The 12,372-nt window shown below is 72.4% G+C and carries 13 protein-coding genes and 1 pseudogene; 9 read left to right on the top strand and 5 right to left on the bottom strand.

What is annotated here, in order from left to right; genetic code table 11:
• Positions 1-21 precede the first annotated feature (21 nt).
• Positions 22-418: pseudogene (locus Voc01_RS34305) on the bottom strand (MauE/DoxX family redox-associated membrane protein); the annotation flags it as partial.
• Complete coding sequence (locus tag Voc01_RS34300) at positions 415-1,035, bottom strand: sigma-70 family RNA polymerase sigma factor (RefSeq protein WP_203931802.1); 621 nt, start codon at positions 1,033-1,035, stop codon at positions 415-417. The pseudogene Voc01_RS34305 and the gene Voc01_RS34300, both read right to left, overlap by 4 nt.
• A gap of 68 nt (positions 1,036-1,103) precedes the next feature.
• Here Voc01_RS34300 and Voc01_RS34295 point away from each other — a divergent pair, with 68 nt between their 5' ends.
• Both Voc01_RS34295 and Voc01_RS34290 read left to right on the top strand, forming a co-directional pair.
• Positions 1,104-1,706 (top strand): hypothetical protein, encoded by a 603-nt coding sequence (locus tag Voc01_RS34295; RefSeq protein WP_203931801.1) that lies wholly within the window; start codon positions 1,104-1,106, stop codon positions 1,704-1,706.
• Positions 1,703-3,403 (top strand): copper resistance CopC/CopD family protein, encoded by a 1,701-nt coding sequence (locus tag Voc01_RS34290; RefSeq protein WP_203931800.1) that lies wholly within the window; start codon positions 1,703-1,705, stop codon positions 3,401-3,403. Before Voc01_RS34295 ends, Voc01_RS34290 begins: the two co-directional genes overlap by 4 nt.
• A 6-nt stretch (positions 3,404-3,409) precedes the next feature.
• On the opposite strand, the gene Voc01_RS34285 is transcribed toward Voc01_RS34290, so the two are convergent.
• Both Voc01_RS34285 and Voc01_RS34280 read right to left on the bottom strand, forming a co-directional pair.
• The gene (locus tag Voc01_RS34285) at positions 3,410-3,793 is read right to left on the bottom strand and encodes a hypothetical protein (protein ID WP_203931799.1); all 384 of its coding nucleotides are present in this window, start codon (positions 3,791-3,793) and stop codon (positions 3,410-3,412) included.
• Between the two features lie 9 nt (positions 3,794-3,802).
• Complete coding sequence (locus Voc01_RS34280; RefSeq protein WP_203931798.1) at positions 3,803-4,540, bottom strand: energy-coupling factor ABC transporter ATP-binding protein; 738 nt, start codon at positions 4,538-4,540, stop codon at positions 3,803-3,805.
• 201 nt (positions 4,541-4,741) lie between these two features.
• Between Voc01_RS34280 and bcp the strand changes: the two genes are divergently transcribed.
• The 4 genes from bcp to Voc01_RS34260 are packed head-to-tail and all read left to right on the top strand — an operon-like array spanning position 4,742 to position 8,554.
• Positions 4,742-5,209 (top strand): thioredoxin-dependent thiol peroxidase, encoded by a 468-nt coding sequence (gene bcp / locus Voc01_RS34275; RefSeq protein WP_203931797.1) that lies wholly within the window; start codon positions 4,742-4,744, stop codon positions 5,207-5,209.
• A 23-nt stretch (positions 5,210-5,232) separates the two neighbouring features.
• Complete coding sequence (locus tag Voc01_RS34270) at positions 5,233-6,801, top strand: circularly permuted type 2 ATP-grasp protein (protein ID WP_239160670.1); 1,569 nt, start codon at positions 5,233-5,235, stop codon at positions 6,799-6,801.
• On the top strand, positions 6,795-7,736 hold the full coding sequence (locus Voc01_RS34265) for an alpha-E domain-containing protein (RefSeq protein WP_203931796.1): 942 nt from the start codon (positions 6,795-6,797) through the stop codon (positions 7,734-7,736). The genes Voc01_RS34270 and Voc01_RS34265 overlap by 7 nt, the downstream gene beginning before the upstream one ends.
• On the top strand, positions 7,736-8,554 hold the full coding sequence (locus Voc01_RS34260; RefSeq protein WP_203931795.1) for a transglutaminase family protein: 819 nt from the start codon (positions 7,736-7,738) through the stop codon (positions 8,552-8,554). The genes Voc01_RS34265 and Voc01_RS34260 overlap by 1 nt, the downstream gene beginning before the upstream one ends.
• A gap of 138 nt (positions 8,555-8,692) precedes the next feature.
• Here Voc01_RS34260 and Voc01_RS34255 read toward each other — a convergent pair whose 3' ends face one another.
• Entirely contained in the window at positions 8,693-10,273 is a 1,581-nt protein-coding gene (locus tag Voc01_RS34255) for an MFS transporter (protein WP_203931794.1), read from the bottom strand.
• Positions 10,274-10,338: 65 nt separating this feature from the next.
• Here Voc01_RS34255 and Voc01_RS34250 point away from each other — a divergent pair, with 65 nt between their 5' ends.
• The 3 genes from Voc01_RS34250 (at position 10,339) to Voc01_RS34240 (ending at position 12,340) form a co-directional block, all read left to right on the top strand.
• Positions 10,339-11,202, top strand: coding sequence for an ABC transporter ATP-binding protein (locus Voc01_RS34250; RefSeq protein WP_203931793.1), 864 nt, complete (start codon positions 10,339-10,341; stop codon positions 11,200-11,202).
• Between the two features lie 61 nt (positions 11,203-11,263).
• Positions 11,264-12,097, top strand: a complete 834-nt coding sequence (locus Voc01_RS34245) for an ABC transporter permease (protein ID WP_203931792.1) — start codon at positions 11,264-11,266, stop codon at positions 12,095-12,097.
• A 3-nt stretch (positions 12,098-12,100) separates the two neighbouring features.
• Entirely contained in the window at positions 12,101-12,340 is a 240-nt protein-coding gene (locus Voc01_RS34240) for a helix-turn-helix transcriptional regulator (protein ID WP_203931791.1), read from the top strand.
• Positions 12,341-12,372 lie beyond the last annotated feature (32 nt).

Genomic DNA, 12,372 nt, shown 5'->3' with positions numbered 1-12,372 from the left:
TGACCGGGCGCCACACCAGGTGCACCGCGACGGCGAGCAGGGCCACGTCGCGCGCGATCTCCCAGAAGTAGGAGGGTGACTCACCCGCGGCGAGCTGGCCGCCGCCGCCGAAGCACCCGCAGTCGATGTTCAGCCCCCGCGCCCAGGCCGCCGAGATGCCGCCGATGAACACCACCAGCAGCGCCGCGCTGGCGGTCGCCGCGACCCGCGTGGCGAACCCGGCCACCAGGAGAACCCCGACCGCGATCTCGACGAACGGCAGCGCCGCGCCGACCACCTTGGACAGCTCGTAGGGCAGCAGGTCGTACGCGTGCACCGCGCGGACCGACCCCTGCAGGTCGCCCACCTTGGTGCCACCGGCGACCAGCCACACCCCGGCCAGCAGCAACCGCGCCGCCAGCCGAACCCAACCGCTCACGACAACTTGGTCGCAGCGGGTTCGTGATCGGTTCCAGCCTGTGTGTTCTCACAGGGTTGCCGCACGGTTCCCCGCGAAGCTGGTTCGAGCGGCGATGTCCCCAGCGCGTCCACAAGCTCTGCCCTTGCCCTGGCGACGCGCGACCGGATCGTGCCGACCGGAACGCCCTCGACGGCGGCCGCCTCGGCGTACGAGAGGCCGGTGACCTGCGTGAGCACGAACGCGGCCCGGCGAGGCGGATCGAGGCGGTGCAGCAGGTCGAGCGCGTCGACCAGGCCGGTGTCGTCGGGGCCCGGGTCGGCCGGGGCGGAGAGCAGGCGGTCGCCGAGGCGGCGCCGGCGCACGGTGGCGCGCAGGTGGTCGGCGCAGGTGCGGCGCGCGATCGACAGCAGCCAGGTGCGTACGCCGGCGCGGCCCTCGAAGGACGGCAGCGCTTTCAGCGCCCGCAGGAACGTCTCCTGGGTCAGGTCGTCGGCGGTGTCGCGGTCGACGAGCGCGGCGGCCAGCCGCCACACCTCCGCCTGCGTCGCCCGCACGAACGCGCCCTGCGCGATCGGGTCGCCCGTGGCGGCGGCGGCCGCGACGGCCTCCAGGTCGTCACGCTGGGCCGGGATCACGTCGTGAGCCTACAGGTGGGAACTTTCGGCCCGGTCCGGTCGACTTGCATCCCATGACGTGCTCGCAGGTGCGCATCGCTCTGTCCGCCCGGCTCGACGGCGAGGACCCGGGGTTCGACCCCGACGACCACCTCCGCAGGTGCGCCGGCTGCCGGGAGTGGTTCGAGCGGGCGTCGGCACTGGCCGCCATGACGAGGGTGCCGACGCCGACGCCCGACCTCACCGAGCTGGTGCTCGCGCGGGTCGCGGCCGACCGGGCCGCATCCGCCGCCGCGACGGTCGCGAGGCGGGTGTGGTGGACCGACGCGTTGCGGCTCGTGCTCGGCGGCCTCGCCGCGGTGCAGCTGCTGCTGGCGCTGCCGGGGGTCCTGGGGCTCGAGGGCACCCACGCGCACCACGAGGTGGCCGCGGTGGCCGTCGCGTTCCTGCTGGCCGCGTTCAAGCCGGCGCTGGCGCGGCCGTACGCGCCGGTGGCGGTCGTGCTGGCCGGCTGCCTGGTGCTCTCGGCCGTGCTGGACCTGTCGCGCGGCGAGTCGACGCTCGCCCATCAGGCGGGCCATCTGATGACGATCGTCCCGGCCGCTATGCTCGTGGCGCTGGCGTACCGGCCCGGCAACCCCACCCCCAACCAGCCGGGCCACGGCCGGCGGGAGGAAGTGGCGGTGCGGTGATCGGGCGCGGCTCGCGCAGGTTCGGCCTGGGTGTACTCGTCGGAGTGCTCCTCGGTTTCGCGTTCGCCCTGGTGGGCGCGTCGCCGGCGGCGGCGCACGCGACCCTGGCCAGTACCGACCCGCCCCAGAACCAGGTGCTCGCCAGCGCACCCGACCAGATCACGCTCACGTTCACCGAGGCCGTCCGGCCGGTCCCGGCGCGGATCAAGGTGATCGGGCCGGACCGGTCGGTGGTGAACGGCGGGTCGCCCACCTCGAACGGCACGAAGCTGGTGATCCCGCTCGGCCGGGACGCCGGCAAGGGCACCTACCTCGTCACCTTCCGGGTGATCTCGGCCGACAGCCACCCGATCGGGGGCAGCTTCGTCTTCCACGTCGGCGCGCCGTCGATCGACCCGCCGCAGGAGGGCGAGGCCGCGGTCACGAAGGCCGACCCGGCCGTGGTCTGGGCGCTCGGCGCCGTCCGCTACCTGGGCTACGTCGGCCTGGTGCTGCTGATCGGTCCGATGCTGTTCCTGGCCCGGCTCTGGCCCGCCCGGCTCTCGCGCCGGGTGCCGGCCAAGCTGGTGGCGACCGGGCTCGGCCTGCTCGCGTTCAGCACGGTCGCCGAGATGTACCTCCAGGGCCCCTACACGGCCGGCACCGGCCTGTTCGGCGCCGACGCCGACGCGATCATGAACGCGCTGGGCGGGTCGTACGGCACCACCCACACGGTGCGCCTCGGCGTCCTGGCCGCGATCGCGGTGCTGCTGCGCCCGTTCGTCCGGCCACAGGGACCGTCGACGATCGACCTCGCCGTGGTGTCGTTCTTCGCGGTGGTGGGGCTGGGCACGTGGCCGCTGTCCGGACACGCGGGCGTGTCGCCGGCGCCGGCGGTGTCGCTGGTGGCCGACGCGGCGCACCTGGCGTCGATGGGCGTGTGGCTGGGCGGGCTGGTCGTCCTGGTCGCGGTGCTGCTGCCGAAGGCGAACGCCCGCGAGCTGGGCGCGATCCTGCCGGTGTGGTCGAACTGGGCGATGATGTCGGTGATCGTGCTCTCGCTGACCGGCGTGGCGCAGGCGATCATCGAGGTGGCGTCGTTCGGGCCGCTGTTCGACACCCGGTACGGCCGGCTGGTGCTGGCGAAGGTCGCGCTGCTGGCCCTGGTGCTGGTGGTGGCCTACTTCTCGCGGCGGCTGGTGCTCGCGCCGGCGCGGAAGGCGCTGGTCGGCGCCGGCGGGCCCGCCGACGACGACGAGGAGCTCGACGAGCCGCCGGTGAAGCCCCTGCGCCGGTCGATCCTCGCCGAGCTGGCGATCACCGGCGTGGTGCTCGCGGTCGCGGCGGCCCTGGTGCAGACGCCTCCGGCGCGCAGCGCGGCCGACGCGCCGCCGGAGCCCTACTCGGTGACGCTCAGCACCGACCTCTACCGGGTGCGGATGGAGCTCGACCCGGCCCGGACCGGCGGCAACTCGATGCACCTGTACGCGTACAACCCGAACGGCGAGCCGCAGACCGTGGTCGAGTGGACCGTCACCGCCACCCCCGCCGATGGCAGCATCGACGCGCTCGACATCCCGCTGCTCCCGGTGACCGCCGACCACGCGGTCGCCGAACCGACGTTCCCCACGGCGGGCGACTGGGACATCAAGATCACGCTACGGCTGTCGGACATCGACCAGGCCACGGTCACCCAGCGGGTGCGGATCGGCGACTGACCCACCTCAGCCCGACCAGCGCCGCGACCACCGTGCTGGGCAGCACGGAGACCCCGGTACCAGCTTCCCGGCCGGCCCGGAGCGCTCGACCAAGGCGTCGGCGACCACCAGCGCCGCGGCACCGGCGATCCCGGCCACGGGCCGCATCGCGACCGCCATCAGGCCGAGCGCCGCCAGCAGGATCGCGCCCCACCGCAGCTCGGCCACCCAGAGGAACAGCTCGCCGTCACCACCGGGCATCGGCGCGATCTCGTGCATCCGCGGCATGTGCGGGGTCAGCTCGGTGAGCGTCCACGCCCAGGCGACCAGCGCGCCCACGGCGCAGACCGCTCCGACGACGCGCACCGGGTAGCAGGAACGGACCGGCACCGGGGTGGCGGTGATCGACATAGGTCGACATCATTCCCGCACGGCGAAGCCGTACGGGAACTCCAGGCGGTGCTTCGCCAGCAGTTCGGTGTCCCGGAGGAGGTCGGCGGTGCGGCCGTCGGCGACGACCCGGCCGTCGTCGAGGATCACCGCGCGGGGGCACAGCTGCAGGGCGTAGGGCAGGTCGTGGGTGACCATCAGCATCGTCACCGGCAGCGACTCGAGGATCGTCGCGAGCTCGCGGCGGCTCGCCGGGTCGAGGTTCGAGCTCGGCTCGTCGAGCACCAGGATCGACGGCCGCATCGCCAGCACCGTGGCGACGGCCACCCGCCGCCGCTGGCCGAACGACAGGTGGTGCGGGGCGCGGTCGCGGTGCCCGGCCATGCCCACGGCGTCCAGTGCCTCCCGCACGCGCTCGGCCAGCGCCTCGCCGCGCAGGCCGAGGTTCGACGGGCCGAACGCGACGTCCTCCTCGACCGTGGGGAGGAAGAGCTGGTCGTCGGGGTCCTGGAAGACGATGCCGACGCGCCGGCGGATCTCGGCGAGCCCCTTCCGGTCCGCCGGGTCGACCCGGTCACCGTCGACGGTGACCGTGCCGGCACCGCCGTGCAGCACGCCGTTGAGGTGCAGCACCAGCGTCGTCTTGCCGGCACCGTTGGGGCCGAGGAGCGCGACCCGTTCGCCCTTGTCGAGGGACAGGTCGATGCCGTTGAGGGCTACCCGGCCGTCCGGGTAGGCATAGGTCACCCCGTCGACCTCCAGTGTCACCACGCCACCTTATTCGCAGCGGCCCGGGGCCGGGATCGCCTGGACTGAGGAGAGCAGGGAGCGGCCTGGGGCTGGCGTCGCCTGGACCGAGGAGAGCAGGGAGCGCAGCGACCGGAGCGACGAGGGAAGGCGATGCCGAAAAGGCCCCAGGCCCGCGCGAGCGGAGCGAGCGCATCAGTAGCGCCGGGTAGATTGCGGAGCATGACCCTGCAGACCGGCGATCCCGCGCCCGAGTTCACCCTCACCACCGACACCGGGGAGCAGCTCAGCCTCTCCGACCTGCGCGGCAAGCGGGTGATCCTGTACGTGTACCCGGCGGCGATGACGCCCGGCTGCACCAAGCAGGCGTGCGACTTCCGCGACTCGCTGCAGTCGCTGCACGCGCAGGGCTTCGAGGTGGTCGGCATCTCCCCCGACAAGCCGGCGAAGCTGGCGAAGTTCCGCGAGCGCGACATGCTGACGTTCCCGCTGGTGTCGGATCCGGACAAGGAGACGCTCAAGTCCTACGGCGCCTACGGCGAGAAGAAGCTGTACGGAAAGACCGTCGAGGGCGTGATCAGGTCGACGTTCGTCATCGACGGTGACGGCAAGATCGAGCGGGCGATGTACAACGTGAAGGCCACCGGTCACGTGGCGAAACTCCGCCGTGAACTGGGGATTGATTCGTAACAGAAGCTCATTACGCTTCGGCCATGGCGGACATCTTCGACTCCTACCCGATGTCCGCGGCGTGGGACGAGATGTTCGTCCGGCCCGGCGTGCCCCGCCCGGCGTACGAGTCGGTGTTCGCCACCATCCAGCCGCTCGCCACGTCCGACCTGCGGTTCCGCGCCGACCAGCTGGCCCGGGTCTTCACCGACCGCGGGGTCACGTTCGCCTACGCGGGTGAGGAGCGGCCGTTCCCGCTCGACCTGATCCCCCGCATCATCGACGCGCATGAGTGGGACCTGCTCACCCGGGCGGTGCGCCAGCGGGTCCTCGCCCTGGAGGCCTTTCTCGCGGACCTGTACGGAACCGCGCAGGTGCTGAAGGACGGCCTGGTACCGAAGAAGGTGATCTACACCTCCGCGCACTTCCGGCGCGAGGCGTACGGGATCAACCCGCCGAACGGCGTGCGGGTGCAGGTCAGCGGCGTCGACCTGGTGCGCGACGAGCTGGGCCGGTTCCGGGTGCTGGAGGACAACCTGCGCATCCCGTCCGGGGTCAGCTACGTGATCGAGAACCGGCGCGCGATGATCCAGACGATGCCGGTGCTGTTCGCCGAGGCGCCGGTGTACCCGGTCGACGACTACCCGGCCCGGCTGCTCGCCGCGCTGCGCAAGGCGGCGCCGGACGGGGTCACCGACCCGTGCGTCGTGGTACTCACGCCCGGCGTCTACAACGCGGCCTACTTCGAGCACGCGCTGCTCGCCCGGCTCATGGGCGTCGAGCTCGTCGAGGGCCGCGACCTGCGCTGCCACGGCAACCGGGTGTACATGCGCACCACCCAGGGCGAGCAGCCGGTACACGTGGTCTACCGGCGCGTCGACGACGACTTCATCGATCCGCTGCACTTCCGTCCCGACTCGGTGATCGGGGCGCCGGGCATCGTGAACGCGGCGCGGGCGGGGAACGTCACCCTGGCCAACGCGATCGGCAACGGCGTCGCCGACGACAAGCTCATCTACACGTACGTGCCGGATCTGATCCGCTACTACCTCCACGAGGAGCCGCTGATCGACAACGTCGAGACGTACCGGCTCGACGACCCCGAGGTGCTCCAGGACGTGCTGCAGAGGCTCGACGAGCTGGTGCTCAAGCCGGTGGAGGGCTCGGGCGGCAAGGGCATCGTGATCGGTCCGAGGGCCGACGAGCGGACCCTCTGCACGCTCCGGGAGGCCGTGGAGAAGGATCCGCGCGGCTGGATCGCCCAGCGCCCGGTGCTGTTGTCGACCTCGCCGACCCTCGTCGGCGACCGGGTGGCGCCGCGTCACATCGACCTGCGCCCGTTCGCGGTGAACGACGGCGACGACGTGTGGCTGCTGCCCGGCGGCCTCACCCGGGTCGCGCTCCCGGAGGGCGCGCTGGTCGTGAACTCCAGCCAGGGCGGCGGTTCCAAGGACACCTGGGTGCTCGCCGCCAGTTCGCCGGCGCCCGCGGTGGTACCGGCCGTCGCTCCGGTTGCGGTTCCGGCCGCTCCGGACTTCAGAGACGTGGGACCGGCGGGAGCGGCGATCGCGGCTCAACAGCAGCAACAGCAACAGCAGGAGGGGACGTGCTGAGCCGCATCGCCGAGTCCCTCTTCTGGATCGGCCGGTACGTGGAGCGCGCCGACGACACCGCGCGCATCCTCGACGCCTGGCTCGCCCGGCTCCTCGAGGATCCCTGGTCCGACGAGGACCGCGGCGGCCGGGCCATGCTGTCGATCCTCGGCGCGCCGGCGCCCGGCGAGGGCCGGGTCACCGCCGCGGCGGTGCTCGACGTACTCGCGTTCGACGCCGACAACCCGTCCGCGATCGCCGGCGCCCTCTCGGCGGCGCGCGACAACGCGCGCGGAGCCCGGGAGACGATCTCCTCGGAGATGTGGGAGTGCCTGAACGTCACCTGGCACTCGCTGCCCGCCCGCCGCCTGGCCGCCGACCGCCTCGGCCCGGCCGTGTACCTGGCGTTCGTGCGCGAGCGGGCCGCGGTGCTGGCCGGGCTGGCCGAGTCGACGATGAGCCGCGACGACGGCTGGCGGTTCCTGGTTCTGGGCCGCTCGCTGGAGCGGGTCGACATGACCGCGCGGATGCTGTCGATCCAGGTCGAGGCCCGGCCCGACCATCCCGCGTGGCGCACGGTGCTGCGCGCGTGCGGCGCCGACGAGTCGTTCCTGCGCACGCACGGCGGCACCGTCCGGGCCGACCGCGTCGTGGAGTTCCTGCTGCACGACCGGCTGTTCCCCCGGTCGGCCCTGCACGCGTTGACCACCGCCGAGCAGTGCCTGCTCGAACTCGACCCCTTCGTCGAGCGTGCGGGGGTGCACGACGCGGCCCGGCGGCCGATCGGCCAGGTGCGCACCCGGCTGGAGTACACGGAGTCGGGCTCGCTGCTGGCCGACCTGCCCGTGCACCTGGAACGGCTGAAGGACGCGTGCGCGGCGGCCTCGGCGGCGGTCACCGACCGGTACTTCCCCGAGTCGGCGCCGGTGTCGTGGGCGCACGAGGAGGTCTTCTAGTGGCGTGGCGGTTGCGGATCCGGCACGTCACCGGGTTCACGTACGAGGGTCAGGCGCACACGTCCTACAACGAGGCCCGGCTGACGCCGATGACCCTGCCCTGGCAGGTGACCCTGTTCAGCCAGGTCGAGGTGCACCCGGCCGCGTCCCTGTACCGGTACTACGACTACTGGGGCACGCTGGTCACCGCGTTCGACCTGCAGCGGCAGCACGGCGAGCTGAAGGTCGTCGCGTCGAGCCTGGTGGAGACCGACACGCCGGCGCCGGTGGTGTCCGCGGACTGGTCGGTCCTGGCGGCCGCCGCCGACGAGCACGCCGAGCTGCTCGCCGCCACCCCGCGCACGACGGTCGACCCGTCGGTGCTGCCGTCGTTCGACGGATCACCGTCCGACGTGGCGCTCGAGATCGCCTCGTTCGTGCGCTCGCACGTGGAGTACGTGCCGGGCTCGACCGGAGTGCAGACGTCGGCGCAGGAGGCCTGGACGCTGCGGAAGGGCGTCTGCCAGGACATCGCCCAGCTGACCGTCGCCCTGCTCCGGCAGCGCGGCATCCCGGCCCGGTACGTGTCCGGCTACCTACACCCGAAGCGGGAGGCCGAGATCGGCCAGACCGTGGAGGGTCAGAGCCACGCCTGGGTCGAGTGGTGGTGCGGCGACTGGGTCGGCTACGACCCGACCAACGGCGTCCCGGTGGGCCCCCAGCACGTGGTGGTGGCACGCGGCCGCGACTACGACGACGTACCGCCGCTGAAGGGCGTCTACCACGGCCCGCCGTCGAGCCACCTCGGCGTCCGGGTGGAGATCACGAGGGTCACGTAGCTCCCCGCCGGCTCCGCCAGTTCCCCGCCGATCTTGCACTTGTGGCCTCCCTCATATCGCGCTATATCGGGCTATACACGGGGCCACAACTGCAAGATCGACGGCTGAGGTTGCGCCCCGGGGCGGGGGCGGCGGGGGTCAGTCGGCGTCGGTGGGGAGCAGGTGGGTCACCTGGGGGTCGCCCTCGATCAGGGAGTGGGCGCGCTCCTCGTTGAGGCGGTCGTTCTCGGTCAGGCGGCCGTGGTGCTGGCGCAGGTGCACGTCCCAGGTCGGTATCAGGTAGACCTCGACGAACGTGTCCTTCTCCTCGCCGGAGCGGAACAGGCCCCACCGCGTGGCGCCGGTGCGCAACCGGGCCAGGCGCACGTTGTCCATGGCGATCTGGAACGCCTCCTGGAACTTGGGCAGCACCAGGTACTTGACGGTCACCAGGATCGGGCCGTCGTGGGCGGCCGGCTCGACCACCAGCTCCGGCTCCTGCCAGTAGACGGCGGGCTCGCGACCGAGCCCACGCACGTCCCGTAGCGGCCACAGACGCACGGTGAGCCCGCCCACGACCATGAGCCCGGCGGCGACGAGGTGGGTGACCGGCAGGTCGACGACGTCGGCGACCAGGCCCCACGCCAGCGCGCCGAGGGCCTGGCTGCCGGCGAACACCACCTGGTAGACGGCGATGCCGCGGGCCCGCACCCAGCTCGGCAGGAACATCTGGATCTCGGCGTTGAGACTCGACAGCACGGCGGTCCAGATGGCGCCGGCCGGCAGCAGGACGAGCAGCACCACCACCGGGCTGCGCGAGAGCCCCACCACCGCCATGCAGGCGGCGTACCCGAGCGTGGTGACCATGAGCAGGAGGTTGCCCCGCCAGCGGGCGCGCGCCCACGAGGTGACCAGCGCCCCACCGATCGCGCCGATGCCGAGCGCCGCGAGGAGCAGGCCGTAGCCGCTGGACCCCATGCCCAGCTGCTTGTTGGCCACGAGCGGCAGCAGCGCCCACAGCGTGGTACCGGGCACCAGGAACAGCGAGGCCCGCAGGAGGATCCGCCGCACCACGGGCGAGTGGCGGGCGTACCGGTCGCCGGCGCGCAGGGCCGAGGTGAAGCGCTCCGGGGCCTGGTCGCGGCGCTTGCGGTCGGGCTTCCAGAGCGCGAGGACGAGCGCGAAGACCAGGCAGGCGGCGCCGTTGAACCCGAACACGGCGGCGACGCCGACGTGCGAGATCAGCAGGCCGGCGATGGCCGGGCCGATCGCGCGGGCGGCGTTGACGCTGATGCCGCCGAGCGCCGACGCCGCCGGCAGCTGGTCGCGCGGCACCAGCTCGGGCACCAGCGCCTGCCAGGCCGGCAGTGTGAGCGCCTGGCCGACGCCGAGGCCGAACGTCAGCGTCAGCAGCAGGGCCGGTGGCATCTCGCCGACGGCGGTGAGCCCGGTCATCACCACCGCGACGATCAGCAGGTAGGCCTGCACGACGATGAGCAGCTGGCGGCGGTCGAACGAGTCGGCGACGGCGCCGGCGGGCAGCGACAGCAGCAGCGCGGGCAGCATGAGCGACGTCTGCACGACGGCGACCAGCGTCGACGCGTTCGGCTCGTCGATCAGCAGCCACTGGGCGCCGACCAGCTGCATCCAGGTGCCGATGTTGCTCGCCAGGAGGGCGATCCACAGGCTGCGGAAGGCTGCGACGCGCAGCGGCGCCCACGCCGAGACCGCCTCGCTCACGCTGATCAGTCTCCCATCTTCATGATGGTCTTGCGATCTATAGCAGGTGTACTACAAGATGAGGCATGACCGTGATCGAAGTGAGTGATCTCCGGATGCGTTATGGCGACGTGGACGTGCTCGACGGGGTCGACTTCAGCGTCGCGCGGGGCGAGGTCGTCACGCTGCTCGGCCCGAACGGGGCCGGCAAGACCACCACGATCGAGATCCTCGAGGGCTTCCGGTTGCGGTCCGCCGGAAAGGTCACCGTGCTCGGGGTCGATCCCGCGAACGGTGACGAGCGGTGGCGCGCCGGCCTCGGGATCGTGCTCCAGTCGTGGCGCGACCATCGCCGCTGGCGGGTCGGCCAGCTGCTGCGGCACCTCGCCCGGTACTACGTGCCCTACGGCGCGCCGTACGACGTCGACGAGCTGATCACCGCCGTCGGCCTCACCGGGCTGGTCGACCGCAAGATCGGCACGCTGTCAGGCGGGCAGCGGCGCCGGCTCGACGTCGCGATCGGCGTGGTCGGGCGTCCCGAGCTGCTCTTCCTCGACGAACCGACGGCCGGCCTCGACCCGGAGGCCCGCCGCGACTTCCACGACCTGGTGCACCGCCTGTCCGACATGAACGGCACCACGGTGCTGTTCACCACCCACGACCTCGACGAGGCCGAGAAGCTGGCCGACCGCATCCTGATCCTGGCCGGGGGCCGCATCGTCGCCGACGGCAGCGCCGACGAGCTGGCCCGCCGGGTGTCGACGCGCGCCGAGGTGCGCTGGACCCGCGGCGGCGAGCGCTTCGTGCACGCCTCCGACGACGCGACCCGCTTCGTGCGGGAACTCTTCGCCCAGCACGGTGACCGCATCGGCGACCTCGAGGTACGCCGGGCCAGCCTGGAGGACACGTACATGAAGATGGTCCGGGAACACGAGACGGTCGCGGCGTGAGCGCCGTAGCGGAGCGGAGGCGTTCAGGCCGCGGGCCTGTGCGGGATTTCGGAGGCACAGCGTGAGCGCCGCGATCAGGGCCGGGCTGGCGCGCGGGATCATCGAGCTGCGCCACGGCCTCGCCGACTTCCAGGAGTGGGCGTTCAACCTCATCGTGATCGGATCGCTGGTCGTGGTGCTGTGGTTCCAGCGCGACTCCACGGTCGAGGGAACGACGCTGCCGCTGGCCGCGCTCACGCTGCCGAGCCTCGCCGGCCTCATGATCGCCTACGGCGGGTTCCTCGCGATGTCGAGCTCGCTGGCCTACGACCGGGAGGACGGCACGCTGCTGCGGGCGAAGGCGACCCCGAACGGGATCGTCGGGTACCTGGTCTCGCGGATCGTCTACACCGCCGCGACCGCGCTCATCACGATCGTGGTGATGCTCGCCGCCGGCCGGATCATCGTCGACGACCTCACCGTCGACTGGCTCGTGCTGGCGTGGGTGGTCGTTCTGGGGCTCGCGTCGGTGCTGCCGTGGGGCGCGATGATCGGCGCGCGGACCAGGTCGTCGGCGTCGAGCACGGGGCTCACGTTCCTCATCCTCGGCGGGCTGGTCGGCATCTCCGGGATCTTCTACCCGGTCACCGCGATGCCGGGCTGGCTGCAGGCCGTGGCGCAGGTGTTCCCGATGTACTGGCTCGGACACGGCGTGCGGGCGGCACTGCTGCCCGACGCCGCGGCGGCGGCCGAACTCGGCGGCGAGTGGCGGCTGTGGCAGGCTGCCGGGGTGATCGGGGCGTGGGCGGTGGCCGGCATGCTGCTGGCGCCGGCGGTGCTGCGGCGGATGGCGCGGCGCGAGTCCGGTTCGACGGTGCAGGCCAGCAAGCAACGGATCATGTCGCGGGGCTACTAGGGGATGAACGAGTCCGTCTACAACCGGATCGCGATGCTGCGCGCCGAACGCGGGATCTCGAGACGGCAGCTGGCCGACGCGCTCGGCGTCCACTACCAGACGGTGGGCTACCTGGAGCGGGGCGAGTACAGCCCGAGCCTGCACCTGGCGCTGCGGATCGCGCAGCACTTCGAGGTGCCGGTGGAGGTCCTGTTCTCGCTCGCCCCGTTCCCCAGGCTCGGCGCCGACCACCGACCCGCCTAGCACAGCCGCCGCGGCCCGCCGCGGCCCCCCTC

The organism is Virgisporangium ochraceum, assembly GCF_016863655.1.
GTDB classification, from domain to species: Bacteria; Actinomycetota; Actinomycetes; order Mycobacteriales; family Micromonosporaceae; genus Virgisporangium; species Virgisporangium ochraceum.
The sequence above is the reverse complement of the archived record's forward strand: the minus strand, read 5'-3'. Positions and strand labels throughout refer to the sequence as shown.

Coding starts and splice junctions, on each gene's coding strand:
- Voc01_RS34285 (WP_203931799.1), bottom strand. CDS start 3,793: ATGTCGATCACCGCCACCCCGGTGCCGGTCCGTTCCTGCTACCCGGTG.
- bcp (WP_203931797.1), top strand. CDS start 4,742: ATGACCCTGCAGACCGGCGATCCCGCGCCCGAGTTCACCCTCACCACC.
- Voc01_RS34270 (WP_239160670.1), top strand. CDS start 5,233: ATGGCGGACATCTTCGACTCCTACCCGATGTCCGCGGCGTGGGACGAG.
- Voc01_RS34250 (WP_203931793.1), top strand. CDS start 10,339: ATGACCGTGATCGAAGTGAGTGATCTCCGGATGCGTTATGGCGACGTG.
- Voc01_RS34240 (WP_203931791.1), top strand. CDS start 12,101: ATGAACGAGTCCGTCTACAACCGGATCGCGATGCTGCGCGCCGAACGC.